This window comes from Bradyrhizobium sp. 18BD, from assembly GCF_054185225.1.
In genome coordinates, this window is record NZ_JAVAYL010000002.1 from 280,084 (window position 1) to 306,186 (window position 26,103).

23 protein-coding genes and 1 tRNA gene are annotated in these 26,103 nt (G+C 65.3%); 9 read left to right on the forward strand and 15 right to left on the reverse strand.

Features of this window, described 5'->3' with window-relative positions; genetic code table 11:
• Positions 1-2 precede the first annotated feature (2 nt).
• Together RAD16_RS04495 and RAD16_RS04500 are read left to right on the forward strand one after the other, a co-directional pair.
• The gene (locus RAD16_RS04495; RefSeq protein WP_458156669.1) at positions 3-1,199 is read left to right on the forward strand and encodes a bifunctional 2-C-methyl-D-erythritol 4-phosphate cytidylyltransferase/2-C-methyl-D-erythritol 2,4-cyclodiphosphate synthase; all 1,197 of its coding nucleotides are present in this window, start codon (positions 3-5) and stop codon (positions 1,197-1,199) included.
• A gap of 3 nt (positions 1,200-1,202) precedes the next feature.
• Positions 1,203-1,814 (forward strand): CinA family protein, encoded by a 612-nt coding sequence (locus tag RAD16_RS04500; protein WP_458156670.1) that lies wholly within the window; start codon positions 1,203-1,205, stop codon positions 1,812-1,814.
• Positions 1,815-1,931: 117 nt separating this feature from the next.
• Here the strand turns inward: RAD16_RS04500 and RAD16_RS04505 are convergent, their stop codons facing one another.
• A complete protein-coding gene (locus RAD16_RS04505) occupies positions 1,932-2,708 on the reverse strand; it encodes a mechanosensitive ion channel family protein (protein ID WP_458156671.1) in 777 nt (258 codons plus the stop codon).
• A gap of 929 nt (positions 2,709-3,637) precedes the next feature.
• On the opposite strand from RAD16_RS04505, the gene RAD16_RS04510 reads away from it, so the two are divergent.
• From RAD16_RS04510 to RAD16_RS04535, 6 genes are read left to right on the forward strand one after another with little or no spacing between them, the layout of a single operon-like run.
• A complete protein-coding gene (locus RAD16_RS04510; protein ID WP_458156672.1) occupies positions 3,638-4,345 on the forward strand; it encodes a c-type cytochrome in 708 nt (235 codons plus the stop codon).
• Positions 4,346-4,356: 11 nt separating this feature from the next.
• Positions 4,357-5,595: a c-type cytochrome gene (locus tag RAD16_RS04515; RefSeq protein WP_458156948.1), complete on the forward strand. Its 1,239-nt coding sequence runs from the start codon at positions 4,357-4,359 to the stop codon at positions 5,593-5,595.
• Between the two features lie 9 nt (positions 5,596-5,604).
• Positions 5,605-5,781 (forward strand): hypothetical protein, encoded by a 177-nt coding sequence (locus tag RAD16_RS04520; protein WP_458156673.1) that lies wholly within the window; start codon positions 5,605-5,607, stop codon positions 5,779-5,781.
• Positions 5,778-6,341: a cytochrome C oxidase subunit II gene (locus RAD16_RS04525; protein WP_458156674.1), complete on the forward strand. Its 564-nt coding sequence runs from the start codon at positions 5,778-5,780 to the stop codon at positions 6,339-6,341. Before RAD16_RS04520 ends, RAD16_RS04525 begins: the two co-directional genes overlap by 4 nt.
• Positions 6,328-7,950 carry a b(o/a)3-type cytochrome-c oxidase subunit 1 gene (locus tag RAD16_RS04530; protein WP_458156675.1) on the forward strand — a complete coding sequence of 541 codons (1,623 nt, stop codon included), beginning with the start codon at positions 6,328-6,330 and terminating at the stop codon, positions 7,948-7,950. The genes RAD16_RS04525 and RAD16_RS04530 overlap by 14 nt, the downstream gene beginning before the upstream one ends.
• A complete protein-coding gene (locus RAD16_RS04535) occupies positions 7,950-8,765 on the forward strand; it encodes a c-type cytochrome (RefSeq protein WP_458156676.1) in 816 nt (271 codons plus the stop codon). The genes RAD16_RS04530 and RAD16_RS04535 overlap by 1 nt, the downstream gene beginning before the upstream one ends.
• A 140-nt stretch (positions 8,766-8,905) precedes the next feature.
• Here the strand turns inward: RAD16_RS04535 and RAD16_RS04540 are convergent, their stop codons facing one another.
• Positions 8,906-9,376, reverse strand: a complete 471-nt coding sequence (locus RAD16_RS04540; protein ID WP_458156677.1) for a type II toxin-antitoxin system RatA family toxin — start codon at positions 9,374-9,376, stop codon at positions 8,906-8,908.
• A 6-nt stretch (positions 9,377-9,382) separates the two neighbouring features.
• Positions 9,383-10,339 carry a lipoyl synthase gene (gene lipA / locus RAD16_RS04545; RefSeq protein ID WP_458156678.1) on the reverse strand — a complete coding sequence of 319 codons (957 nt, stop codon included), beginning with the start codon at positions 10,337-10,339 and terminating at the stop codon, positions 9,383-9,385.
• A 130-nt stretch (positions 10,340-10,469) separates the two neighbouring features.
• Here lipA and RAD16_RS04550 point away from each other — a divergent pair, with 130 nt between their 5' ends.
• Entirely contained in the window at positions 10,470-11,072 is a 603-nt protein-coding gene (locus RAD16_RS04550) for a DNA-3-methyladenine glycosylase (RefSeq protein ID WP_458156679.1), read from the forward strand.
• Positions 11,073-11,074: 2 nt separating this feature from the next.
• Here the strand turns inward: RAD16_RS04550 and RAD16_RS04555 are convergent, their stop codons facing one another.
• The 12 genes from RAD16_RS04555 to RAD16_RS04610 all read right to left on the reverse strand — a co-directional run bounded on the left by RAD16_RS04555 (position 11,075) and on the right by RAD16_RS04610 (position 26,025).
• On the reverse strand, positions 11,075-13,951 hold the full coding sequence (locus RAD16_RS04555) for a valine--tRNA ligase (RefSeq protein WP_458156680.1): 2,877 nt from the start codon (positions 13,949-13,951) through the stop codon (positions 11,075-11,077).
• A 143-nt stretch (positions 13,952-14,094) separates the two neighbouring features.
• The gene (locus tag RAD16_RS04560; RefSeq protein ID WP_458156681.1) at positions 14,095-14,856 is read right to left on the reverse strand and encodes a PopZ family protein; all 762 of its coding nucleotides are present in this window, start codon (positions 14,854-14,856) and stop codon (positions 14,095-14,097) included.
• Positions 14,857-15,157: 301 nt separating this feature from the next.
• Positions 15,158-16,543 (reverse strand): TolC family outer membrane protein, encoded by a 1,386-nt coding sequence (locus RAD16_RS04565; protein ID WP_458156949.1) that lies wholly within the window; start codon positions 16,541-16,543, stop codon positions 15,158-15,160.
• Between the two features lie 205 nt (positions 16,544-16,748).
• Positions 16,749-17,411, reverse strand: a complete 663-nt coding sequence (locus RAD16_RS04570; RefSeq protein ID WP_458156682.1) for a protein-L-isoaspartate O-methyltransferase family protein — start codon at positions 17,409-17,411, stop codon at positions 16,749-16,751.
• A gap of 140 nt (positions 17,412-17,551) precedes the next feature.
• Positions 17,552-17,731, reverse strand: coding sequence for a hypothetical protein (locus tag RAD16_RS04575; RefSeq protein ID WP_326900077.1), 180 nt, complete (start codon positions 17,729-17,731; stop codon positions 17,552-17,554).
• A 215-nt stretch (positions 17,732-17,946) separates the two neighbouring features.
• Positions 17,947-18,021: transfer RNA gene (locus RAD16_RS04580), tRNA-Asn, on the reverse strand.
• A gap of 133 nt (positions 18,022-18,154) precedes the next feature.
• Entirely contained in the window at positions 18,155-18,523 is a 369-nt protein-coding gene (locus tag RAD16_RS04585) for a hypothetical protein (protein WP_458156683.1), read from the reverse strand.
• 211 nt (positions 18,524-18,734) lie between these two features.
• On the reverse strand, positions 18,735-20,432 hold the full coding sequence (locus RAD16_RS04590; RefSeq protein WP_458156684.1) for a flotillin family protein: 1,698 nt from the start codon (positions 20,430-20,432) through the stop codon (positions 18,735-18,737).
• Between the two features lie 23 nt (positions 20,433-20,455).
• Positions 20,456-21,115, reverse strand: a complete 660-nt coding sequence (locus RAD16_RS04595; RefSeq protein WP_458156685.1) for an OB-fold-containig protein — start codon at positions 21,113-21,115, stop codon at positions 20,456-20,458.
• A 10-nt stretch (positions 21,116-21,125) separates the two neighbouring features.
• Positions 21,126-22,289 carry a PspA/IM30 family protein gene (locus RAD16_RS04600; protein ID WP_458156686.1) on the reverse strand — a complete coding sequence of 388 codons (1,164 nt, stop codon included), beginning with the start codon at positions 22,287-22,289 and terminating at the stop codon, positions 21,126-21,128.
• 1,007 nt (positions 22,290-23,296) lie between these two features.
• A complete protein-coding gene (locus tag RAD16_RS04605) occupies positions 23,297-23,680 on the reverse strand; it encodes a RidA family protein (protein WP_458156687.1) in 384 nt (127 codons plus the stop codon).
• Between the two features lie 14 nt (positions 23,681-23,694).
• Positions 23,695-26,025 (reverse strand): acetamidase/formamidase family protein, encoded by a 2,331-nt coding sequence (locus RAD16_RS04610; RefSeq protein WP_458156688.1) that lies wholly within the window; start codon positions 26,023-26,025, stop codon positions 23,695-23,697.
• Between the last annotated feature and the right edge of the window lie 78 nt (positions 26,026-26,103).

Genomic DNA, 26,103 nt, shown 5'->3' on the forward strand with positions numbered 1-26,103 from the left:
CTATGGCGAAATCACAGCGCACCGCAGTCGTTCTCGTCGCGGCCGGACGCGGCCTGCGCGCCGGCGCCGGCGGACCGAAGCAATATCGGACGATCGGCGGCGTGCCTGTGATCCATCGCGCCATGGAAGCCTTCAGCCAGCATCCCGATGTGTTCGCCGTGCAGCCGGTGGTGAATCCCGACGACAGCGCCATGTTCACGGCAGCGGTCGCAGGGCTGAAGCACGAGGCGCCGACCAGCGGCGGTGCCACCCGTCAGGCTTCTGTGCTCGCCGGCCTCGAGGCGCTCGCCAAGCATCAACCCGATATCGTGCTGATCCACGACGCCGCCCGGCCCTTCGTCTCGGCCGGCGTGATCTCGCGCGCGATCGAGGCGGCAAGCCGCACCGGTGCTGCGATCCCCGTCGTCCCCGTCACCGACACCATCAAGATCACGAGCGCGAGCGGCGATGTCGAGGACACGCCGGACCGCGCGCGTTTGCGAATCGCGCAGACGCCGCAATCCTTTCGTTTCGATGTCATCCTCGAAGCGCATCGTCGTGCGGCAAAGGACGGGCGCTCTGATTTCACCGACGATGCCGCGATTGCCGAATGGGCGGGATTGACGGTTGCAACCTTTGAAGGCGATGTTGCCAATATGAAGCTCACCACCCCCGAGGATTTCGTGCGCGAGGAAGCGCGCCTGGCCAGCCTGCTCGGCGACATCAGGACCGGCACGGGCTACGACGTGCACGCTTTCGGCGAAGGCGATCACCTCATGCTCTGCGGTATACGCGTGCCGCACACCAAGGGCTTTCTGGCGCACTCCGACGGCGATGTCGGCCTCCATGCGCTGGTCGACGCCATCCTCGGCGCGCTCGCCGACGGCGACATCGGTTCGCACTTCCCGCCGAGCGACGCCAAGTGGAAGGGCGCCTCCTCCGACCAGTTCCTGAAGTACGCCATCGAACGCGTCACGGCGCGTGGCGGCCGTATCGCCAATCTCGAAGTCACCATGATCTGCGAGCGGCCGAAGATCGGCCCCTTGCGCGACACCATGCGCGCGCGCATCGCCGAGATCTCCGGCGTCGACATTTCCCGCGTCGCGGTGAAGGCGACGACCAGCGAGCGGCTCGGCTTCACCGGCCGCGAGGAAGGCATCGCGGCCACCGCGAGCGCCACCATCCGCTTGCCATTTAACGAAAAGACCTGGAGCATCTAGGTCATGGCCGGCAGCGACGCACGCGCCCTCTCCCGCTCGCTGCTCGATCTCTGCCGGATGCGCAAGCTGACGATCGCGACGGCGGAGTCCTGCACCGGCGGCCTTGTCGCCGGCGCGCTGACCGACATCCCCGGCTCGTCTGACGTGATCGACCGCGGCTTCGTCACCTATTCCAACGACGCGAAGCGCGCGATGCTGGGTGTCGAGGCGAGCACGCTCACCAATTTCGGCGCGGTCAGCAAGGAGACCGCAACCGCCATGGCGGTCGGCGCGCTGGAGCGTGCCGGCGTCGACCTTGCGGTGTCCATCACCGGCATCGCCGGCCCCGGCGGCGCCACGCCCGGGAAGCCGGTCGGCCTCGTCCACTTCGCCGCCGCCGCGCGCGACGGCCGCATCATCCATCGCGAGCACCGCTTTGGCGCGATCGGCCGCACCGCCGTGCGCCAGCGCTCGGTGGTCGAGGCGCTGCGCATGCTGATGGACCTCGCCCGCGGCCCGCACGCCCAGACCAAACCGCGCCGCGCTACCGCGGCAACGAGGCTTCGCCCGCGCGTAACACGTTCGCCGCGCCGGCATGCCGTGAAACGCCGGCCGCCGCGCGCGCCGCGGGGCTGAGATCCGTAGCCCGGATGGAGCGAAGCGCAATCCGGGACCTCTGTGTCCGCGGATGCAAATCCTGGATTACGCTTCGCTCCATCCAGGCTACGAGACAGCGCATGTTGATGGAGCGCCCTATGCCGCCGCCAGCAACGCGCTCGCGTGATCGAGCACGCGCTGCTTGACCGCATCGGCATCCGACGGCTTCACCTTCGCGCTGACCGTCAACTCCACGACGGGCGCTGCGGGATCGGCGGCGATCACCTTCGAGACATTGACCGACGGCGCGGCGTGATCGTCGACGCGCGGATCCTCGCGCAGTTCCTTCAGGATCTGGTCCGCCAGAGCATTGGCCGAGCCGGCCCCGACCGGAAACGTCACCTTGACCTCGCCCGTACCGGGATAGGCGCTGTGATTGATGATCGCCGCGCCCCACACCTGCCCATTCGACAGCAGGATCTGCGTGTTGTCGGCCGCGACCAACTCGGTCATGAACAGCGAGAGCGAGCGCACCTTCCCGGCCTTGCCGCCGACCTCGACGTCGTCGCCGATATGGAACGGCCGGAACAGCAGCAACATCACGCCTGCGGCGAGATTGGACAGCGTGCCCTGTAGCGCCAGACCAATGGCGAGTGACGTTGCACCCAGCACGGCGACGAGGCTCGCGGTCTGGATGCCGAACAGTTGAAGCACGGCGATGCCGACCACCGCGAGCACGCCGTAGCGCGTGACGCTGGAGAGGAACAAGGTCACCAGCGGATCGACCCGGTGGCCGACATTGAGCACGCGCGTGACGAAGCGCTGCATGGCGCCGGACAGATACCAGCCGATCGCCAGCAGCAGGATCGCGTAGATCACGTTCAGCCCATAGAGGACGAGCGAAGCTTTCAGCGTGTCGAAATTGAGGGGCATGGCGGCTCCAACCCGGACGATCCGTTGCAAACTCGCGGCGGCGCGAAATGATCCCTCGATGGTTGGGCTGGAACGCGGTCTTGTAGCCCGGGTGAGCGGAGCGATATCCGGGACCAAAGCAAATGTTGTCCCGGGTGTCGCTCCGCTCACCCGGGCTACGAGACCTTGTGTTGCCCGTCGGGCAAAACATCCAACCAACGGGTCAATCGCCGCCAGCAAAAATATTCGCCTTTACAGAATTTCGGCTTTGTCGCATTCTCCCGCCACCTCATCCCTGTCAGAGGGGCGTATCGCGATCGTCACGAACGCGGGATGAGCCGTGGTGGACGCAAGGCCACACCGGCGCGAAGGGTTTTGCAGGGCGGGCAACCGTGAGCGAGGACCATCGCGCATACGACCGGTGGGTTCTGCGTACGGTAAAACCGTGTCGTCCTGGCGCCCGGGGTCTGTGCGCCAAGTCTTGCGGTGATGCGTGGGCCCAACCGGGCCCAGGCATCAGCCATCCGCAAGGCGACGGGGGCAATAGTGCATCGCTCCCCGGGGAGAGCTCGGCATAAGCCGTAAACCCACTGCGCAGGGAAGGCCGGTTGTTGGGCTTCACCTGTATGCCGCTGTGCAGCTTCTTCGCCACCTTTCGCACAGTGGACCGTGGGTGCCCGGCCGGCACCCGGTCTTCCCTGCGCCCTCTGACATCGAGGGCGGCATGACGAGGCAAGACTCGGGCAGGAATTGCCGCGAGATCGCAGCGTCATGTCTGGTTTTCAAAAAGCACGCAAATTTTGTCGAATCCGATCGGGATCGCAAACGTGCAACCGCGACCAAACGTCGTCGCTGATGTCCGATCTTGCGCGGGAAAATATTGGCGCAATAATGCCGCTCTACGCTGTGATCCGGAATCAACCGGACCAGCTTTGTGGAGGGCGACGAAAGTGTTCGCTCGCGCCGCGGCCTCGGCCGCCGTGATTATCACCTTGGCCACCTTTGATGGTGCGGCCGCGCAAACTGCCAACCAGCCGCCCGATACGATGGCGGCGCGGGTGGAAGCGTGCACGCCCTGTCACGGCAACAAGGGCGAAGGCACCAGCGACGTCTATTTCCCGCGCCTTGCCGGCAAGCCCGCCGGCTATCTCTACAACCAGCTCCTCGCCTTCCGCAGCGGCCGGCGCAAATATCCGCCGATGAACTATCTCCTGGAATTTCTGCCCGATCCGTATCTGGAGGCGATGGCGGAGTACTTTGCCAGCGAGCATCCGCCGCTGCCGCAGCCGGCGCCGAGCGAAGTCAGCAAGGACGTTTTGGCGCAAGGCGAGCTGCTCGCAACCAGCGGCGATGCAGGTCGCAACATTCCGGCATGCGTCAGCTGCCACGGCCCGGGACTCACAGGCATGCAGCCCGGCATCCCTGGCCTGCTCGGCCTGCGCGCCCCCTATATCAGCGCCCAGCTTGGCGCCTGGCGCTACGGCACCCGCACCGCAAAATCGCCTGACTGCATGCAGCTCGTTGCCGGCCATCTGACCGAGGCCGACGTCACCGCGGTCGCCGCCTGGCTTGCAACGCGCCCTGCCCCGGTTAATCCTGCTCCCGTTCCGAAAGGCACCTACGCGCTGCCCTTCGGCTGCGGCAGCCAGCCCAACTGACGAGGCGGATGATGGGCTCGAAACTGTCGATCGCACTGCTCGCATTCGTCGCATTCACGACGTCTGCGCAGGCACAGGACAAGACCAGTGATATCATCGCCCGCGGCGAATATCTCGCCCGCGCCGGCGATTGCACCGCGTGTCACACTGCGCCGGAGGGACGCCTGTTCGCCGGCGGCCGCGCCATGCCGACGCCGTTCGGCACGCTCTACACCTCCAACATCACGCCGGATCCCGATACCGGGATCGGCAAGTGGAGCGCGGACGATTTCTACAAGACCATGCACAGCGGTCGCTTCCCGGACGGTGGGCTGATCTATCCGGCGATGCCGTTTGCGTCCTACACCAAGGTCACGCGCGCCGACAGCGACGCGATCTTCGCCTATCTGCGCTCGATCGCACCGGTGAACCAGAAGAACAAGCCGCACGAGCTGCGCTTTCCCTACGACAACCGCCAGCTCATCCTCGGCTGGCGCACGCTGTTTTTCAGCGAGGGCGAGTTCAAGCCCGATCCGACCAAATCCGCCGAATGGAATCGCGGCGCCTATCTGGTCGAAGGCCTCGGCCATTGCGGCATGTGCCATTCGCCGATCAACGCGCTCGGCGGCACCTCGCAATCGGACGCTTTCAAGGGCGGCCTGATCCCGATGCAGAACTGGTACGCGCCCTCGCTCACCTCCAACCGCGAGGCCGGCCTCGGCGACTGGAGCATCAAGGACATCACCGATTTGCTCCAGACCGGCGTCTCGGCGCGCGGCGTCGTCTACGGCCCGATGGCCGAGGTCGTGCACAACAGCCTGCAATATCTCAACGACGCCGACACCAAGGCAATGGCGGTGTACCTCAAGAGCATCGCGGAAGGCTCCTCGCCGCCGGCGGCAAGCTCGGTGCTGCCGACCACTGAAAGCAGCCTGCTGATCAGCCTCGGCAAGACCGTCTACGACAAGAACTGCGCGAGCTGTCACGGCCTGCAGGGCGAAGGCAAGCCGCCACACTGGCCGCCGCTCGCCAACAACCAGTCGATCGAGATGCAGTCGGCGGTCAATCCGATCCGCATGGTGCTCAATGGCGGCTATCCGCCGGGCACCAAGGGCAACCCGATGCCCTACGGCATGCCGCCCTTCGCGGGCCTCCTGTCCGACAACGAGGTCGCCGCCGTCGTCTCCTACATCCGCACCGCCTGGGGCAATCGCGGCACGCCGGTCTCGGCGCGCGAGGCCAATGAGCTGCGCTCCGCACCGCTGAACTGAGGATCCGCCATGTTCAATTCCGATCCTCCGACCAGCCCAGCGGCCGCCGACCAGGCCGTCGAGGAGGTCGTTGCCCAGGGCCCGTCAGGCGCGATCGTGCTCGCCGGCATCGCCACCGCCTGCGTCGTCGCGATGTGGCTCGCCTTCTATCTGTTCGTGTTCCTGCCGCGCGGGGCGCTGCAATGAGCGCAGAGGATACCCATGGCAGCGCCGAGGTCGCAGCCCGCGTCGAGCGGCGCTGGGCCACCATCGCCGTCATCATCATCGTCGGCATGGCGCTGCTGGCGGCCTTCGCCGGCATCCATCGCGCGACCATGCCGCAGCCGCGCGTCGAGACCACCGATCCGTCGCGGATTCACCTCTCCGGCGAGTTCGTCGAGAGCAATCTCGGCAGCGTGCTGGAAGCCAATGGCAATGTGACGGTGCGCGCGATCGGCCAGCAATATTCCTTCACGCCGGCCTGCATCGTGGTACCTGCGGACACGCCGATCACGCTGCGCGCCACCAGCGCCGACGTCGTGCACGGCATCCTGATCCAGGGCACCAACATCAACACCATGCTGGTGCCGGGCTACATTTCCGAGCAGCTGATGCGCTTTACGAAGACCGGCGACTATCTGATGCCCTGCCAGGAGTTTTGCTCCTTCGGCCACGAGGGCATGTGGGGCAAGGTCAAGGTGATCGACAAGACCGAATTCGCCAATCGCGCGAAGGGCGGCGGGAGGCTGAGCTGTGTTGGTCAATAGGAAGCTCATCCTCGCCCATTTCTGGCTGGCCTTCGCCGTATTCGGCGTCGCGCTCACGCTCGGCGCCTGGCAGATGTTCATCCGCAGCCCTATCGGCACCTGGCTGTCCAACCCCGAGCTCTACTACCGCTCGCTGACCGCGCACGGCACGGTGATGGGCTACGTCTTCCCGACGCTGGTCGCGATGGCCTTTGGCTATGCCATCAGCGAGTCCGCGCTGGAGCAGCGCCTGGTCGGCGTGCGCTGGGCCTGGACCGGGTTCTGGCTGATCGTCGTCGGCAGCGTCATGGCGGTGATCCCGATCGCGCTCGGCCGCGCCTCAGTGCTCTACACGTTCTATCCGCCGCTGATCGGCAACCTCTTCTACTACCTCGGCGTCGTGCTGGTCGTGGTCGGCTCCTGGATCTGGGTCGCGCTGATGTCGATCAATCTGCGCGTCTGGCGCAAGGCCCATCCGGGCGCGCCGGTGCCGCTGGCGATGTTCGCCAATGTCGCGGGCTCATATCTGTGGGCCTGGACCGCGGTCGGTGCCGCGCTCGAGCTGCTGCTCCAGATCATCCCCGTCGCGGCAGGTCTGAAGAACACGATCGACGCCGGCCTCGCCCGCATCTTCTTCTCCTGGACGCTGCACGCCATCGTCTATTTCTGGCTGATGCCGACCTACATCGCCTATTACACCATCGTGCCGCGCGCGATCGGCGGCCGGGTCTATTCCGACACCATGGCGCGGATCTCCTTCATCCTGTTCCTGGTGGTGGCGATGCCGATCGGCATGCACCACACCTTTGCCGATCCAATGGTCGGCGCAGGCTTCAAGTTCATCCATTCGGCTTTCACCGCGCTGGTGGCACTGCCGACGCTGCTGACCGTGTTCACGATCTGCGCCTCGATCGAGATCGCGGCGCGCCTGCGCGGCGGCCGCGGCATGTTCGGCTGGATGAGGGCCCTGCCCTGGGACAATCCGATGCTGCTGGCGCTGGCGTTCTCGTTCGTCATGCTCGGCTTCGGCGGCGCCGGCGGCCTCATCAACATGAGCTACCAGCTCGATGCCTCGATCCACAACACGCAGTGGATCACCGGCCATTTCCACCTGATCTTCGGCGGCGCCATCGTGATCATGTATTTTGCGATCGCCTATGATCTGTGGCCGCATCTGACCGGGCGCGAGCTGATCGATATCCGCCTGATCCGCACCCAGCTCTGGCTGTGGTTCATCGGCATGATCGTCACGACCTTCCCGTGGCACTGGGTCGGCATTCTCGGCATGCCGCGCCGCATGGCCTATTTCGACTTCGGCGATCCCGCGATCGCGCCGCAGGCACTGTCGGTCACCTTCTCCGCGATCGGCGGCTTCATCCTGCTGACCTCAGGCATCATGTTCATCGTCATCCTGGCGCGCGGCATGCGCGCGCCCCAAGCCGACGCCGGCCCCTACCGCTATGCGGTCGCCGTGCATCAGGCCACGACCGTGCCGCTCGCGCTCAACACCCATGCGCTGTGGGTGGCGTTGATGATCGCGCTCACCCTCACCAATTATGGCTATCCGATCCTCAATCTGGCCCTGGGCGGGGGCACCTCGGTGCCGGCCGTCTATGTGGGAGCGCAGTGATGAGCGCGCGCGATCTCTTCACCTTCAGCAATCCTCATTTCACGCGGGGTGTCGGCATCACGGCCGCGATCTTCATCGTTACAGCGATTGCCGGCTTCATCGTGCTGCCCTTCGCGCAGCCCTGGGTCCAGTTCGCCAACGTCTGGGATGCGATCTGCAGCGCCGCCGGCGTGCCGCAGCGTACGCCGAGCGTCACGACGCCCGAACAGGCAAAACGCCTGTCGGAGGTCGTGCTGACCTCGCACACGCTCTCACGTCCGAGCCAGGAGGCGATCGGCCGCGGCGCGACGCTGGCGCAGCGCTGCGCGATCTGTCATGGCCCGACCGGCATCAGCCGCGCGGACTCGCCCAATCTCGCGGGCCAATATGCCGCCGTGATCTACAAGGAGCTGCACGATTTCCGCTCGGGCGCGCGCACCAATGCCGTGATGTCGCCGTTCGCCGTCAACCTGACGGACCAGGAGATCGCCGACCTCTCGAACTATTACGCCTATCTGCCGCGGCTCCCGGCCTATCACCCGACGCCGCAACTGCCGAAGCCGAACATCGTCATCTTCGGCGCGCCGATGCGCGGCATCGCGCCTTGCGGCTCCTGCCATGGCAGCCTCGACAACAAGACCGGCAGCCCGTGGCTGGAGGGACAGTCGGAGGCCTACATGAAGGCCCAGCTCCAGGCGTTTGCCTCCGGCGAGCGCCGCAACGACATCAGCCAGCAGATGCGCAACATCGCCCGCGCAATGACGACACAGGAGATCGACCAGGCCGCGGCGTATTACGCCTCGCAGCCGCCGGACGTGGTCAAGGCGGTGGATTGAGGGATTGGCACGTCTGTCTCCACATCGTCATTGCGAGCGCAGCGAAGCAATCCAGACTGTCTCCGCTGAGGGATTCTGGATTGCTTCGTCGCTACGCTCCTCGCAATGACGGCGGAGAGAGCATGCCCCGATCGTAGAACCTACGACGACGCCAGCTTCGGCCGGCCGTAGATCGCATCGGCCCGCTTCTCGAACGCGATCGAGAACCGCGCGAAGGCGGCGTCGAACATCGAGCCCATCAGCATCGCCAGCATGCGGCTCTTGAACTCATAGGCGAGATAGAAACCGACGTCGCAGACGCCCTCGCCTTTGGGCTCGAACGTCCAGCGGTTTTCGAGGTTACTGAACGGACCTTGCAGATATTCGACCAGGATCTTCAGATTGGCGCGGTCGAGCGTCACGCGGCTGGTGAAGGATTCCTTGACCAGCTTGAACGACACCGTCATGTCCGCGACCAGCACCTCGGTGCCGTCAGGCTTGGCCATGCGCTGACGGATCTTCAGCGCGCTGCACAGCGGCACGAATTCCGGGTAGCGCTCGACATCGGCGACCAGATCAAACATCTCGGACGCGCTGTGATTGACACGGCGCTTGCTCGAAAATTTAGGCATAGCGATTCAACGGGCAGTCGCGGCCCGCGCGGCCTTCAGTCTCGCAAAGTCCTCGCCGGCATGATGCGAGGAACGGGTGAGCGGGCTCGCCGACACCATCAGGAAGCCCTTGGTGTAGGCGACCTTCTCGTAGGACGAAAACTCGTCCGGCGGCACGTAGCGCATCACGGCGTGATGCTTGCGGGTCGGCTGGAGATATTGCCCGATGGTCAGGAAGTCGACGTCGGCGGAGCGCAGATCGTCCATCACCTGCTGCACCTCGTGGCGCTCCTCGCCGAGGCCGACCATGATGCCGGACTTGGTGAAGATGGTGGGATCGAGCTCCTTGACCCGCTGCAGCAGCCGGATCGAGTGGAAGTAGCGCGCGCCGGGCCTCACCGTCAGGTAACGCGACGGCACGGTCTCCAGATTGTGGTTGAACACGTCGGGCCGCGCCGCGACGACGACCTCGAGCGCGCCTTCCTTGCGCAGGAAGTCGGGCGTCAGGATCTCGATCGTGGTCGAGGGGCACGCGGCGCGGATCGCGCGGATGGTCTGGGCGAAATGCTCGGCGCCGCCGTCGGCAAGATCATCGCGGTCGACCGAGGTGATGACGACGTGGGCAAGGCCCAGCTTGGCGACGGCCTCGGCGACGTTGTGCGGCTCGGCCGCATCGAGCGCATTGGGCAGGCCGGTCTTGACGTTGCAGAAGGCGCAGGCCCGGGTGCAGGTGTCACCCATGATCATGAAGGTCGCGTGCTTTTTGTCCCAGCACTCGCCAATATTCGGGCAGCCCGCCTCCTCGCACACCGTGTGCAGGCCGTTGGCGCGCACGATGTTGCGGGTGTCGGCATAGCCGCGGGTATTGGGGGCGCGCACACGGATCCAGTCCGGCTTCGGCGGCGAAGCGGAATCGGGGCGATTCACCTTTTCGGGGTGACGGGGGCGCAACGGGTTCGAGATAGTGTCGACAATAACGACCATGGTCTGTCCGGTCTGTTCAGGTCCTACCTAATCGGTCTGCTTGCCTGCTGCAACCCGGCTCGCGCCGCTTCAGGGAACATGGCAGATATGGGCAATATCCTGCTCTGTTCTCAGGCGATTCTCACCTCGAATGGCTCCAACCTCGAAAGCCTCTACACCGCGGCTCGGCAAGGCCCTGAAGCGGGCCTTTTTCGACCGCGAGGTCCGCGAGGTCGCGCGCGATTTGATCGGGGCTACCATGCTGGTCGACGGCGTCGGCGGGATCATCGTCGAGGTCGAGGCCTATCATCATACCGAGCCGGCGGCGCACTCCTACAATGGCCCGACGCCGCGGAACCAGATCATGTTCGGCCCGCCCGGCTTTGCCTATGTCTACCGCTCCTACGGCATCCACTGGTGCGTGAACTTCGTCTGCGAGGAGGAAGGCTCGGCCAGCGCCGTGCTGATCCGCGCGCTGGAGCCGACGCACGGTCTGGCCGCAATGCGCCGCCGCCGCCATCTCCAGGAGGTGCACGCGCTCTGCTCGGGCCCGGGCAAGCTGACCGAGGCGCTCGGCATCACCATCGCGCACAACACCCTGCCCTTGGACCGGCCGCCGATCGCGCTGCATGCGCGGACGGAGGATCTGGAGGTCGTGGCCGGCATCCGCATCGGCATCACCAAGGCGGTCGAGCTGCCCTGGCGCTATGGCGTCAGGGGCTCGAAATTCCTCAGCAAGCCGTTTCCGAAATAGGCTTAGGAGGCCAGCTTCAGCCGCTCCTGCGCCTCGAGCAGCTTGGCCTTGCGGGCCAGCGCCGCCTCGCGCTTCTCGCGCTCCTCCTCGACGACCTCCTCGGCCGCGTTGGCGACGAATTTCTCGTTCGCGAGCTTCGACTCGGCGCGCTTGATGTCGGCGTCGGCCTTCGCGATTTCCTTGTCGAGCCGGGTACGCTCGGCCGCGACATCGATCACGCCCTTCAACGGCAGGGCGGCGACCTCACCGCGCACGAGCAATTGGACCGCACCATCGGGGGCGCGATCGGCGAACGAGATGTCGGACAAACGCCCCATGCGCTTGATGACGTCGATCCAGCGCGGCGCGCGCTCCTTGGTCTCGGCCGAGGCGCCCGCGAGCACCAGCGCCGTCAGCGTGGCTGGCGCAATGTTCATCTCGGCGCGCACCGAGCGGATCTGTGTGACCAAGTCGATCACCCAGCCGATCTCGGCTTCCGCCTTGGGATCGGTGAAGTCGGCGTGGTCGAAGATCGGCATGATCAGCGTTGGCGAGATCAGCGGATCGGTGGGGCCTGCCGCAGCGGCAAGCATCGCGAGCTGCTCAGGCGTCGGCACGGTCGGCTTCAGCGGCCATGGTGCCAGCGCCAGCAAGCCGTCGCGCTTGGCCGTCACCTCCCACAGCTCCTCCGTGATGAAGGGCATGAAGGGGTGCAGCAGCTTCAGGATCTCGTCGCGCGCCCAGGCGACCATGGCGCGGGTCTCGTCCTTGGCCGGGCTGTCGGGACCGAGCAGCACGGGCTTGGCGAGTTCGACATACCAGTCGCAATAGACGTTCCAGACGAAGCGGTAGATCGCGCCGGCGGCATCGTTGAAGCGATAGGCCTCGATCGCCTCGGTCACCTCGCGCGTGGTGTGCGCGCTCTCATGCGCGATCCAGCGGTTGAGCGTTTCCTTCGCCTTCGCCGGCTCGAACCCCTCAGGCACCGCGCAGTGGTTCATCTCGGCGAAGCGGGATGCGTTCCACAGCTTGGTTGCGAAATTGCGGTAGCCCTCGACGCGGCTGGTGGCGAGCTTGATGTCGCGTCCCTGCGCCGCCATTGCGGCCAGCGTGAAACGCAGCGCGTCCGCACCGTATTCGTCGATCAGGTTGAGCGGATCGATGACGTTGCCCTTCGACTTCGACATCTTGGCGCCCTTCTCGTCGCGGACGAGCGCGTGGATGTAGATCGTCGAGAACGGCACCTCCTTCATGAAGTGCAAGCCCATCATCATCATGCGGGCGACCCAGAAGAAGATGATGTCGAAGCCGGTGACGAGCGCGTTGGTCGGATAGTAGCGCTTCACCTCGGGCGCATCTTCGGGCCAGCCGAGCGTCGAGAACGGCCACAGCGCCGAGGAGAACCAGGTGTCGAGCACGTCCTCGTCGCGGGTGATGAAGCCTTCGCGCTTGTTGCGGTCGAGCGCCATCTCGCGGCCCTGCTCGGCCGTGATGACCTCCTGCTCGACGTAATAGCCGAGCGCGTGGCTGATCGCCTCCTCCTCGGTCTCGGCGACGAACACCTTGCCGTCCGGGCCGTACCAGGCCGGGATCTGATGGCCCCACCAGAGCTGGCGCGAAATGCACCAGGGCTGGATGTTCTCCATCCACTCGTAATAGGTCTTTTCCCAGTTTTTCGGCACGAACGAGGTTTCACCCGAACGCACCGCCGCGATCGCCGGCTTTGCGAGTGTCTTGGCGTCGACGTACCACTGGTCGGTCAAATACGGTTCGATCACGCTGTTGGAGCGATCACCGTGCGGCACCATGTGGGTGTGCGGCTCGATGCGCTCGACGAAGCCGAACGATTCCAGCCGCTCGACGATGCGCTTGCGCGCGACGAAGCGGTCGACCTTGTTGAACTCCTCGGCGAATTGCGAGGCGCCTTCCGGCAAGTCGCGCAGATAGTCCTCGTTGTCGACGAGATCGAGGCAGCCTTCCTTGTCGAGCACGCTGATGCGGCGCAGGCCATGGCGATTGCCGACCTCGAAATCATTGAAGTCGTGTGCCGGCGTCACCTTGACCGCGCCCGAGCCCTTCTCCGGATCGGAATACTCGTCGGCGACGATCTTGATCTTGCGGCCGACCAGCGGCAGGACCACGTTCTTGCCGACCAGCTTCAGGTAGCGCTCGTCCTCGGGATGCACCGCGACGCCGGTATCGCCGAGCATGGTCTCCGGGCGCGTGGTCGCGACGACGATGAACGTCGTGGCATCCTCGGGATTGAAGGTCTTGCCCTCGATCGGATAGCGCAAGTACCAGAGGTGGCCCTTCACCTCGGTCTGCTGCACTTCGAGATCGGAGATCGCGGTAAGCAGCTTGGTGTCCCAGTTCACCAGGCGCTTGTCCTTGTAGATCAGGCCGTCGCGGTGCAGCTCGACGAACACCTTGACGACGGCCTTGGACAGGCCCTCGTCCATGGTAAAGCGCTCGCGCGACCAGTCGCAGGACGCACCGAGCCGCTTGAGCTGGTTGATGATGGTGTCGCCGCTCTCGGCCTTCCACTGCCAGACCCGCTCCAGAAACTTCTCGCGGCCCATCTCGCGGCGGCCGGGCTGCTGGCGCTCCATGAGCTGCCGCTCGACCACCATCTGGGTCGCGATGCCGGCATGGTCGGTGCCCGGCTGCCACAGCACGTCGCGGCCGCGCATGCGCTCGAACCGGCACAGGATGTCCTGCAGCGTGTTGTTGAGGGCGTGGCCCATGTGCAGCGAGCCCGTCACGTTCGGCGGCGGGATCACGATGGTGAAGGGCACCGCGTCGCGGCGGTCGGGACGGCCGGCCTTGAAGGCACGGCTGTCCTCCCACACGACGGACATGCGGGCTTCGATATCGGCGGGCTGGTAATTTTTCTCGATCATGGGCTGCTAGAAAGCCGCGCGGGCCGGCCAAGTCAACGAAAAGGTCGACGGAAAGGCGGCACCGGAAGGCGCCGCGGCCAATCGGCTTCCCCGCCCGTTCGGAACGCCGAATATAATGCTTAAGCGCGGCTTAATGAGGGCCCTTACCGGCCGCCACGCGAGACCCGCTCGATCTCGGCCTTCACGATGCGTTCAACGAGGCCCGGCAGGTTGTCGTCGAGCCAGGATTTCAGCATCGGACGCAGCATCTCCTTGACCAGATCCTCCAGCGTCCGCGCATTGCTGCTGAGCACCGTGTGGGCCAGGGAGTTGAAGGCGGATTCGACCGCGGAGACGGTCGATTGCGCCAGGATCGGCTGCTGCGGCGGCAGCGGCGGTGCGTCGAAATCCACCGGCGCGAAGGACGGCGCCGGCGTCGGGCGCGGCGCCGGCGTCTCGGCGAATTCGAGATCGTCGCGCGGCTCGACCTTGCGGAAACTCGGTGGCGGCGGAGGCGGTGTCGGGTCCATCGCCATCTCGTCGGTCAATTCGAGTACGTCGGGCTCGGGCTCCGGCTCGGGAGCACGGACCTCAGGCGCAGGCGTGGCCGCGTCCAGCCCCGCCAGCAGCGCATCGATATCGTCCTGGCTGTTCGGCTCGGCACTCGCCGCAGGTGGCGGCGGAGACGGTGCCGGTTTTGCGGCCGGCGGCGGCGCCGGCTTTTCAGCGGCAGGCTTGGCGGGAGCAACCTTGGACGGCGGAATGTCGTTCACTGCCTGCGGCTTAGGTGCGGGCGCAGCGGGCGCTGGCGCAGGCTTGGCGGCTTCGGCCGGCGGCGGCTTGGCCTCGTCGTCGGCAATGATGCGCCGGATCGAGGCCAGAATCTCCTCCATCGAGGGTTCTGTGACCTTTGCAGGCTGCGTCATCTCCGACTCCACATCATCAACGCCCTCGCATGCGCTGTTTTACACCAAGCACGACGGGATTGGCCGGTTCCGGACGGACGCCCCGACATTTTCGTCGCGGCGGCCCGACTTGTCCCCAGTTCACGGCTCAACGTGCAGCGGTGCGCCCTGCCCTCGGCACTCAAGCTTTACGCACACGACATCGAATGCGGGCGAATCGACCCGCATCTTCTTGGCAAGGCTATGTCAGGGATTTTGATGATTGCAAGCAAAGCACCGGTCGGCGTCCGCTGTTTGCGAAGCCGACCGGATGACTACGGGATCAGCGCCCGTCAGGCGTACGCACGCCGGCCCAGCTGTCGCGGACCTGCTGGTAGTGCACGCTGGGATCGTAGACCGTGGTGTTGAGACCGAGCACCTGCGGCGCGAGACGACCGATCGCGTTGAGCACCGAATAGGACGCCACGACGCGGTCATGCTGGGCGGTGACGAGCGCAACGCGCGCGTTCACCAGCGCCTGCTGCGCGTTGAGCACGTCGAGCGTGGTGCGCTGGCCGGCCTTGGCTTCCTCGCGGACGCCGTTCAGCGCGATCTCGGATGCCGTGACCTGCGCCTGTGCGGACTGTACCTGCGCCTTGCCGGCCTCGAGCTGCCCCCAGGCCTGCACGACGTTGGCACGGGTCTGATCGCGGGTGGTTTCGAGATTCAGGCGCTGCTGCGCCAGGTTTTCTTTCGACTGGCGGATCAGCGAATATTCGGTGCCGCCCTGATAGATCGGCACGGAGGCTGTCGCGATGGCGGAGGCGGTCGTCTGTCGGAAGATCGTGAGCTGCTGCTGGTACGCTTGGGTGATGCCGGCCTGGAGCGTGACCGTCGGCAGCAGCGCGCCTTCGTTGATCTTGACCTGGAGATAATTGACGTCGATGCCGTACATCGCAGCCGTGACGCTGGGATTCTCCACCAGGCTGAGATTGACGGCGGAGGCGATCGTCCCGGGCAGGAAGCGATCGACCGGCGAGCCCGGGGCCAGGTTCGTCGGCTCGTTGCCGATGATCCGGCGGAAGTTCGCGCGCGTCGTCGTAAGATTCGATTCGGCGGTCAGGGCCTGGGTCTTGCCGGCGGCGAGCTGCGCTTCGGATTGCGCCACGTCGGTGCGGGTGACTTCGCCGACATTGAAGCGATCGCGGGTCTGCTTGAGCGTCTGTTCGAGCACGCGCACGTTGCTGCGCTGAACTTCGAGCGTCGCCGAATCGCGCAAGAAGTCCATGTAGGTCGTGGCAGCCTGCAGCAGGACCGTCTGCTCGAGCACGCGCAACGCCTCGCGCGATCCCGAGACCTGGCTCTCCGCCGCGCGCGTCCTGTTGGCGGTCTGATTGCCGTTGTAGAGCGTCTGGTTGACGGTCAGGCTGGCGCTGTTGGGCTGAAGGTCGCCGTGGATCCCCCTGGTGTGCTGCTGCGCTTGGGAATCCTGATATTGGTACCCGGAGCTGAGGGTCAGATTGGCCCTGGGGCGATAGCCCGACAGCGCCTGCGGCACGTTTTCATCGGTCGAGCGCACCTGGGCGCGCTGTGCGTTGAGCTGCGGATTGTTCTGATAGGCGCGCACCAAGGCGGCCTCGATCGTGTCCGCCAAGGCAGGCGTCGGCCCGGCAAGCGCCAGCATCAGGACCGAAACCGCAGCTCCGGTGAAGAGCTTCACCCCATGCATCCCAAAAATTCCGTTCATCTTAACGCCCGGCTCGTGCCCGCGAGCTGGGTTAGCGTCTACCGAGTGGAGTCGTTGCCCCGCCGCAACATAGGACGCAGAACGGCGCGACGGAACTACCTCAAGGCAGTTCCCGGTGGAAACTCTTTACGTGCAGCATCCCGGCCACACTTCTGATTCAGAACGGGATTTTAACGGGGTTTTGGGGTCAGAAGACAAAGGCGGCGGCCCGTTCCAGCCCGGGAAGGACCGGAGCTGCGGCATCGAACAGCGCCCGATGGCCGAATTCGCCGTGGACACGGGTCACGATCATGGCCCGCGGCGGCTTGGATTCCGCCGACACCCCCACCAGGCGCCCACCCTCCTTGAGCTGGCCGAGCAGCCCCTCCGGGACCACCTCGGTGGCGCCATTGAGGATGATGACGTCATAGGGGGCAGCCGACGAGTCGCCCTCGGTGCAGGCAGCGGCCTTGCAGGTGACGTTGGCGAGCCCTAGGCCGGCAAAGGCGTCCTTGGCCTTCTCGGCCAGGGCCGAATCACATTCGGTCGCAGTGACCTGGCGCGCGATCTTCGCGGCCAGCGCGGCGACGTAGCCCGTGGCACAGCCGACCACCAGCACGTTGTCGCCCTCGCCGATCTCGGCAGCCTGGAGCAGCTTGCCGGTGAGCTGCGGCTTGATCAGGAAGCGCTTGGCGCCACCCTCGCTGACGTCGAGATCGAGGTCGAGATAGGCCAGAGCCTGGCGGGCCGCGGGCACGAAAGCCTCGCGCGGAACCGTGAGCATGGCGTCGAGAACGCGGCGATCAGTGACGTCGTTGGTGCGCACCTGGCCATCGACCATTTTGAGGCGCGCGGTCGAGAAACCGGACATTGGCGGACCCTGAAATGCGGACAAAGCCGCTGAGCTGAGTTGGCGGCATCTTTGGAACATGCCCGGCGAAAACGCAACATGGCCGTTGGCATGCACCAGCCAGCGCTTCCGCAACTCACCGCATCAGGGAACAGGATGGATTATTCGATCGTCACAGCGAGGCGGCCGATCAGGGCGGCGACCTCGTCGAGCCGCGCCGAATCGGGCGTCTCGACCGCACGCTTCAGACAGGCGAGGCATTCATCGTCGCTGAGCTCGGGAACGTCGGCCGGCAGAATCGAGGGAGCCAGTTGGGCGCGGTCGATCTGGACGTGGGGCATAGGAATCAGCTCCGTAAAAATCCGGCGCCGTCCAAGCTCAATTCGAATTAAGTCGATTTTGGCGCCGCCGTGCGGCGATGAAGCCGCCCGCGTACACATCTGTTTGAAACGCGATTCTGCGCTGGATTCGGGAAATAGCCGCTGAGAGCCCGCTCAAGCGACGTCGAGCACCACTTCAAGGCGCGATCTCAACTTCTTGAATTTCAAGCGGAATTTGGCTCCCCGGGCTGGATTCGAACCAGCGACCATCCGATTAACAGTCGGATGCTCTACCGCTGAGCTACCGAGGAAAAGGCGAACCGTTCGTTCGCGCGCGGCTGCGTATAACAAAGCCGCTTGCGCTTGCAAAGGACGAATTCGTCCTCTTCGCAACGCATCTGAGGAAGGGCCTGACGGCCCCTCCTCCGGCCGTGAGCGCCGAAACTATTCGGCGACGAAGGACGTGGTCTTGGTGCCGGGGTCGTAGCGCAGCCTCAGCACGTTGAACTTGCAGAGGTTGACGTTCTTCCACAGCACGGACTCGTCGTAGTTCTGCCAGTCCACGCGGATGTTCCAGACGCAGCCCTCGTCGTCCTCGTCGAACTCGACATAGGTGCTCGCCTGGTTCTGCAAAACCTTGTCGAGCTCGTTGTCCCACTCGTCCATGCCATCGTCAGGTGCATTGAAGCCCAGGAACTTGATGGCATAGCCGGTCTCGTTGACGACCGAGACGTTGCGGGAGTCGGCTGCGAAGGACGCGGTGGCTGCGAGCGAAAGACCGATCGCGATCAGTCCGGACAGAAAATACTTCATTTGAAATTCCCTCGATCGAAACAGGCTTCGGCGCCTGACGTCGATCGGCGCAGGCGCCGCGGCAACCAATGGCGTTGCCCCTCAGGTTTCGTCGGGAGCACGATCGAAAGCTTCGACACGCGATCGACCGCGGCTCCGGAGTTGTGCGCGACGCGAGACGCGCACGGGAATTTCTTAGCGATTCGAATTCTCCGCAGCAATGAACCGGCATTCATAGATCCGCGGTGGTTGTTTTCTCCGGTGCGGGCGCCGGCACCGCGGCGCCGTTGCTTTTGCCGGTCACGGCGCCGACCAGTGCCTTCACGGGATCATCGCCCGGCGCAAAGCCGCTCTGGCGCAGGATCTCGTCGATCATCGGACGCAGCGCGTGCACCTTCAGCAGCTCGCCGGCGAGGCCTTCGCCGAAGCCGACGCCGCCATTCGCAGCGCCATTGCCGCCGCCGAACGCACCGCCGGTATGAAGGATGCGGACGTCCTTGAGGTTGGCGATCGGCTTCACCATCTCGGCCAGCGCCGACGGCATGGTCTCGATCCGCTTCTTGGCGATCTCGAAATCGATCACGTTGGTCCCGAGCTTGTTCTGCGCCTCGTTCTTCATAGTGATGACGGCGGCCTCGGCTTCGCCGATGTTGCGGACACCGACCGCCTTGATCTTGTTGGATTCGGCTTCGGCCATGGCCAGCGTCTTGACGGCCTCGGCGCGGTCGAGCGAAGCCTTCTTCTCGGCCTCGGCTGCGACGATCAGCTCGGTCGATTTGCGCTCGGCCTCGGTGCGGGCGGCCAGCACCTGGGTGAGACGAGCACGGTCGGCGACCTCGACAGCGCGTGCGGTCACGACCTTTTCCTCCGCGGAGACGGCGACCGCTTCAGCGGTCTTCGCTTCGGCGACGGCTTCCGAGGTCTGCTTGCTCTTGGCCGCGATCTGGATCTCGTTCTCCTGGGTGGCGATCTGGATCTCGCGCTGGGCGTCGGTCTTGCGCTTGTTGATGGCGAGATCCGACTCGATCACCGCGGTCTCCTTGACCTGCTTGGCGCCCGCCTCCTTCTCGGCAACGGCCCGGTCGGTGTCGATGCGGGCGTTCTCTTCGGTGAGGCGCGCGGTCTGGGTCGCGGTTGCGACCTCGGCACGGGTGCTGGCGGTCTTGTTGGCGATGTCGCGTTCCTGGGAGAGTTCGGCCTCCTTCTTGGTCCGCTCGATCCCCAGCGTCTGCTGCCGCGCCTCGAGGTCCTTTTGCGCGATCGCCACCTCGTTGTCGCGCACGATGGCGTTGCGGTCGCGCCTGCGGGTCTCGGTGACGGTCTTCAATTGGGTGAGACCTTCGGCGTCGAAGAAGTTTTCAGGATTGAAGAACTTGACGTCGGTCTGGTCGAGCTTGGTCAGCGACACCGATTCAAGCTCGAGCCCGTTGGACTTGACGTCGGACTCGACCGTGGACTGCACGTGCTTGACGAAGTCCGAGCGCTTCTCCTGAAGCTCCAGGATGCTCATGGTCGCAGCGACCGAGCGCAGGCCGTCGACGAATTTAGCCTCGACCTGGTTGCGCAGCGCCTCGGCATCGTTGGTCAGCGCACCCAGCGTCTGGCTGGCGAGCGCGATGCTCTCCTCGTCCGGGCGGACGCGCACGTAGAATTCGGCGACGATGTCGACGCGCAGCCGGTCCTTGGTGATGAGGGATTCCCGCTCCTTGCGCTCGACCGTGAGCCGCAGCGTCTTCAGATTGACGCTGGCATAGGAGTGGAAGATCGGCAGGATCATGGCGCCGCCGTCAAGCACGACCTTCTTGCCGCCGAGGCCGGTGCGCACGAAGGCCTCGTCGCGGGTCGCGCGCTTGTAGAGAATGGTGAAGACGATCCCGAGGACGACGATCAGCGCGACGCCGATCACGGCCGGGACTGCAATGTCGAACATGACTTTCTCCAATAAATGACTTGCTAGTTGCTTAGAGTCGGCTTGGAAGGTTTGAGTTCATCCTCGGCCTTGACCGCCACGAAACGCGTGTCGACGCGATCGACCAGCAGGACCAGGGTTCCCTGCGGCAGAGGTGCCGAGGTGGGTGCTGCAACCGCCAGGACGAAATGGCGGTTGCCGTGGATGTCGGCGACGCTGACGCGGCCGGGCGGGCCCTGGTCGAGCGGGCCAACCACGACCTCGCCGACGCGGCCGACGAGATCGCCAAGGCCGACGACGTAGCTCTCGTCCTTGGGGATGATCCGCGCGATGGCGCCGCTCGCGGCGCGGACCAGCGGCACCGAGACGATGACCGCCCCGACCGAGGCGAGCGTCGCGGGCAAGGGCCCGGCGACCATCCGCGCGACGTCCTGGATCAGGAAGCCGGTGATGGAGAAGGCGCCAAGCACCAGCAGCAGGAAGATCAGCAGCGGCACGCCGCCGACATTGATCCAGGAGATGGCGTTGAGCACGCCGTTGTCGCTGGGATGGCTGAAATCGATGCTGGTGCCGAGCATCTCGCTCAAGGAGGCCCCGACCAGCATCGAGATCACCTCGAGCGAGCCGACGATGACGATCATGGCCGCCGCGATCGCGAACGGCCTGACCTCGGGCGACATGACGTGTTCGAGCAGTGCGCTCATGACACGAACCTCAGGAGCGCGACTTCAACCGTGCGAGCCTCGCCGCAATCTCCTTGTCGCGATGAAGCGCGCTCAGTTCATCGATGTCGCTCGAATACGGGATGCTTTGCGGCACGCCGGTGGCCCGCGCCACCGCCCTGCCCGCACGCAAGGCCTTCGCTGCGGCCGAGGCGCCGCCGGACTTCCGCGGCGACGTCGAGGCCTGATGGCTCGCCTGGGCCTCGCTCTTTTCGAGATCGGCGCGGCGCAGCTCGGCATCCTGCAGCGCCGACAGCACGGCGCGCAGCGATGTCACGCACTGCTCGATCTTCTCGTTGTTCTCGTCGATGGCGCGGGACAGCACCTCGAACTGCGCCTCCAGATCCATCTGCCGCGCGATGCCGGCGCGCGCGAGGTCGTCGCGGTTATCAGCGACCGCGCCCTCGATCTTGGCGGCAAGATCGGTCATCTCGCGCTCGATCTCCGTGCGGCGCGCATTCAGGCGGTATTCCTCGGCGCGCGCGCCCGCGAGCGCATCGCGTGCCTCGCTCTCGGCGCGCTCGATCTCGCGAATGGCCTGGCCGACCACCTTGAGCTTGTTTTTGCCTTCCGCCTGCTCGATCGCGTCGTAGGCGATCCCGGCAATGAGACGTCCGACCCGGGACAGGAAATTGTCGGGGGCGGCAGCGATGGTATCCATAGCGTTCTCCTCCTCTGGCAGACTGTTCGGCGTGACGCCGTAGTGAACTTCAAAGCCGTCGTCGGTGCGGATGAGGTGCGCGGGCGCGCTCTGCCCCCAGCCCTCGGCATAGCCGGCGTAATCGAAGGGCACACTGAAGCGCCCTTGCACGGTCGCGATCGAAATAGTGGCGGGCCCCTTGATCTTGGCGAGCTTGTCGTCGAGCGGCAGGCGACGGCCCTGCGCGACGCGATAATCGGCGCGATCACGCAAGCCCAGCGTCACCAGCCGCGACGGCAGCGCGGTTTCCTTCCGGATCGGCTCATAGGCATGGGCGTGCAGCAGCACGACGTTGGAGCCGACATTATGGCTCCGGGCGACCTCGTCCAGGATCTCCATCATGCGGTCATAGGCCTGGAATGTCGCCTCCATGGCGGCCTTGGCGGCCGGGTCAGGGGCAAGCCGGTAACGCAGCGCGGACGGCGCGTTTCGGGACAACGGGCTCATGGAAAGCACTAAAGCACCATTTTAGTGCTTTAGGAAGAGGAGATGCGATCACGTTCCACTGATCCTTTGCACTCTGGAGGTTAGTCGCCGTCGCCCGGGGCCGCGTTCAAGGCACCCCATCACCTCTAGATTACCGTCGATCAAGACTTCTTGCACGCGCGGGTTGCAATTTTACGGAAAGTCCCGGCGGATATGGAACAGAAGCAAGGGTTTGAGGCGCACTGTCTCCGCGTCGTCATTGCGAGCGCAGCGAAGCAATCCAGGAATCTTTCCGCGGATACATTTCTGGATTGCTTCGTCGCAAGAGCTCCTCGCAATGACGGAGTATGCAGACACAGCCTCGCATCCTCGCGGCGCAATCCGCCCGAGCTTTGCCTGGTCACGTCACCCTCCTTGGTCAGAGGGCGCAGGGAAGACCGGGTGCCGGCCGGGCACCCACGGTCCACTGTGCAAAAGGTGGCAACAAAAGCTGCACAGCGGCATACAGGTGAAGCCTAACAACCGGCCTTCCCTGCGCAGTGGTTTGACGGCTTATGCCGAGCTCTCCCCGGGGAGCGATGCACTATTGCCCCCGTCGCCTTGCGGATGGCCTACACGCGGACCCGGTTGGGCCGACGCATCACCGCAAGACTTGGCGCACAGACCCCGGGCGCCAGGACGACACGGTTTTACCGTACGCAGAACCCACCGGTCGTATGCGCGCCGGCTCTCGCTCACGGTTGCCCGCCCTGCGATGCCTGTCGCGCCGGTGTAGCCTTGCGTCCACCACGGCTCACCCCGCGTTCGTGACGATCGCGATACGCCCCTCTGACAGGGGTGAGGTGACGGGAGAATGCGATGAATCCGAAATTCTGTAAAGGCGAATATTTTTAGCCATGACGATTGACCCCGCGATTGGATGTTTTGCCCGACGGGCAACGCAACGGATCGTAGCCCGGGTGAGCGAAGCGACACCCGGGGCAGCATCCGCGCCGCTCCCGGATATCGCTTCGCTCATCCGGCCTACGAAACCGACCTCACGGCCGCCGACACACCAGATCGATCTCGATCAGCGCGTCATAGGCGAGACCGGTGACGCCGACGCAGGTACGGGCCGGCAAGCGATCCGGCGGGAAGAAGCTGCGATAGGTCTCGTTCATCGCGGCGTAGTCCTCCTTGAAGCGCGTCAGGTAGATGCGCGTCATGACGACGTGCTCGAGGCCGAGATCGAGGCCGGCCAGAACCAGCTTCAGATTCTCCACTACGGCACGCGTCTGCGCGACGATGCCGTCCGGCAGCATGCCCGGCGCCTGCGGCGTATCAGGCATCTGGCCGGTGACGAAGACGAAGCCGTCGGTCTCGACGGCGTGGCTGAAGGGCGCGACCGGCTTCGGGCCGCCGCTGATCATGTGGAATTTCACCTGAGATGTCCTTGTTAAGGTGCGTCCTGAAACAGACGCTTGCTGAGGATGGCGTGCACGCCCCAATTGCCGTCGACGACCTGCGTGACGCCGAAATCGACGGCGGCCGACATCAGCGCGATCGCCTCGTCCTCGCTGAGACCTTTGGTGTTCATCAGGAAGCGCCGCATCTTGCGGAACGCGTCCTTCATGGCGAGGTCGAGCGACGATTTTGCGTAGACCTCGCTCTGGCCCTGCGCACCGAACTCGGCGAGGTAGTTGGGGTGGCTGAAGCCGGTCAGCACCCAGTCGGTCTCGGTCTCGATCAGCGGATAAGAGAGATCGGCGAACGGCCGGCCGGCGAGATCGGCCTTCTTGTGCAGGATCACCTCGAACGTCCCCGTCATCGAGCATTCGATCGCGGTGCCGCTGAGCTCGCCGTCGCCCTGTGTCGCGTGGGAGTCGCCGACCGACAGCAGCGCGCCGGGCACCGAGACCGGAAGATAGACGGTCGATCCCTTCCCCAATCGCCAATTGTCGAGATTGCCGCCGAAATAGGACGGCGGCACGGAATCGACGAAATCGACCTCACGCGGCGCCACCGCGATCACGCCGAAATGCGGCCGCAGCGGAATGCGGATGCCGTCCAGCACCGCATGCCGGCGCTTGATTGAGGCCGGCGTGACGGGAACGCCGGGATAGTCGTAGGTGGTGTGCACCACGCCGAAAGGATCGATTTGCGGCTCCCAGCGGTAGGAATACAGCGCGCCGGCGTGCGGCTCCTCGGGATCGTCGAAGATCTCGTAGATGGTGACGATCTCGCGCGGCTTCGGGCCGCCGAGAAATTCGTTGTAGTGATAGCCCCACCAGGCCGCGACCGAAGAGCCGAACACGCGGCCTGCGTGGTTCGGATTGCGGCTCGCGCGCGGCACGATGTCGAGGATCCGCACCTCCAGCACGTCGCCGGGCTGGGCGTCCTTCACGGCCACGGGCCCGGTGCAGATATGGACGCCGAATCCCTCGCCGGCGCCGCGGCCGAACACGCTGGCATCCATTGGGCCCGCGCCGCGGCGATCGACGTTCTTCCTGTCGGCGGTCCAGCCGAACACGCTTTCGGCGCCGGGATCGCCTGCGATCATCATCTCCGGCGCGTCGGAGGCGTGCTGGGTCAGCGTCTCGATGGTGATGGTGTCGCCCGAGGCGATTTCGATCTGCGGCGGCAACGAGCGGCTGAAATAGCCCCAATGGACGCGGCTGGCCTCGACCGGGAGATGATGGTGCCGGCGCTCCGCCGTCGTCCGCTCCGCGGCACTGGCGCAAGCGATGTTGCTGCGCGCCTCCACGCTCTGATGGGCGCGCAGCTGCGCCAGCGCCTCCTGGGGCCAGCCGCGCTGGCCGGCGACGCCGTGCTGCGAGGTCGCCCGCTCCGCCTCCTGCTGGCGGAATTCGCGCGGCGGCAGGCCGAAGCGATGGCGGAAGGCGCGGCTGAAATGCGCGGAGTCGCCAAAACCGTAGGTGTAGGCGATCTCGGAGATCGAGCGATGCGCTTCCGCGGGGTTGGACAGATCGGCCCAGGCCCGCTGAAGGCGCCGCTCGCGGACATAGTGGGTAAAGTTGTCTCCGACCGTCTCAAACAATTTTTGCAGATAGCGCTCGGAAATCCCCTCGGCCTGCGCGACGCGTGCCGGCACCAGGTCGGGATCTTCGAGCCGGCGCTCGATGGTCTGGCAGATCCGATGCAACAGCGCGGCCTGGGTCGCGCTCGATCCGGCATCGGATGCCGAGGCTGCGAGCTGATGCGCGAGCGTCAGGAGCAGATCGACGAGCGACTGCGCGACCGTATTCCATTCAGGGTCGCTCAACGTATCCAGCGTGCGCGCGGTCGCATCGAGCAGGCGCGCGAACACGTCGGCGAAGCCCCCTGGTGGAACGACACGGGGCTCGCGGAGCCGCGGCTTGCCCGAGAGACGCCCGTGCAGCGCTTCCGAACTCACGGCCAGCACGATGGCGCGCATGTCGCGCTGGAACACGATGCTCCAGTCCCCGCTCCGCGGCAGCAGCACGAGATGGCCGACCGGAACGATGCGATGGCCGCCAGCGCTCTTGAGCACCATGCCGTCCTCGAGCGGCATCAACGCGATCGGAAGGTCTTCGCTCGTTTGCGAGAGCGGACCGACTGTTTGCGCACCCGCGGCCATCCGCGTCAGCGCGACGCCCGTGGCATGGCGATGCGATGCCGTCGCGTGCCCGTCGAGGAAAGAATGGCTGGTCGCCGGCTGCAAGCCGACCGCAGCCAGCACATCGCGCCAGGCCTCGGGGCGGTCGTCTTGCGCGTAGGACTCGCTCGTGAAGGGACGGAAGCTCATCGGATCGACCCAGATTGCGGTGGATCGAAGCAACCTCTGTGCCAGACGCGCGCGATCATCCGTCGCAGCGACGGGTCG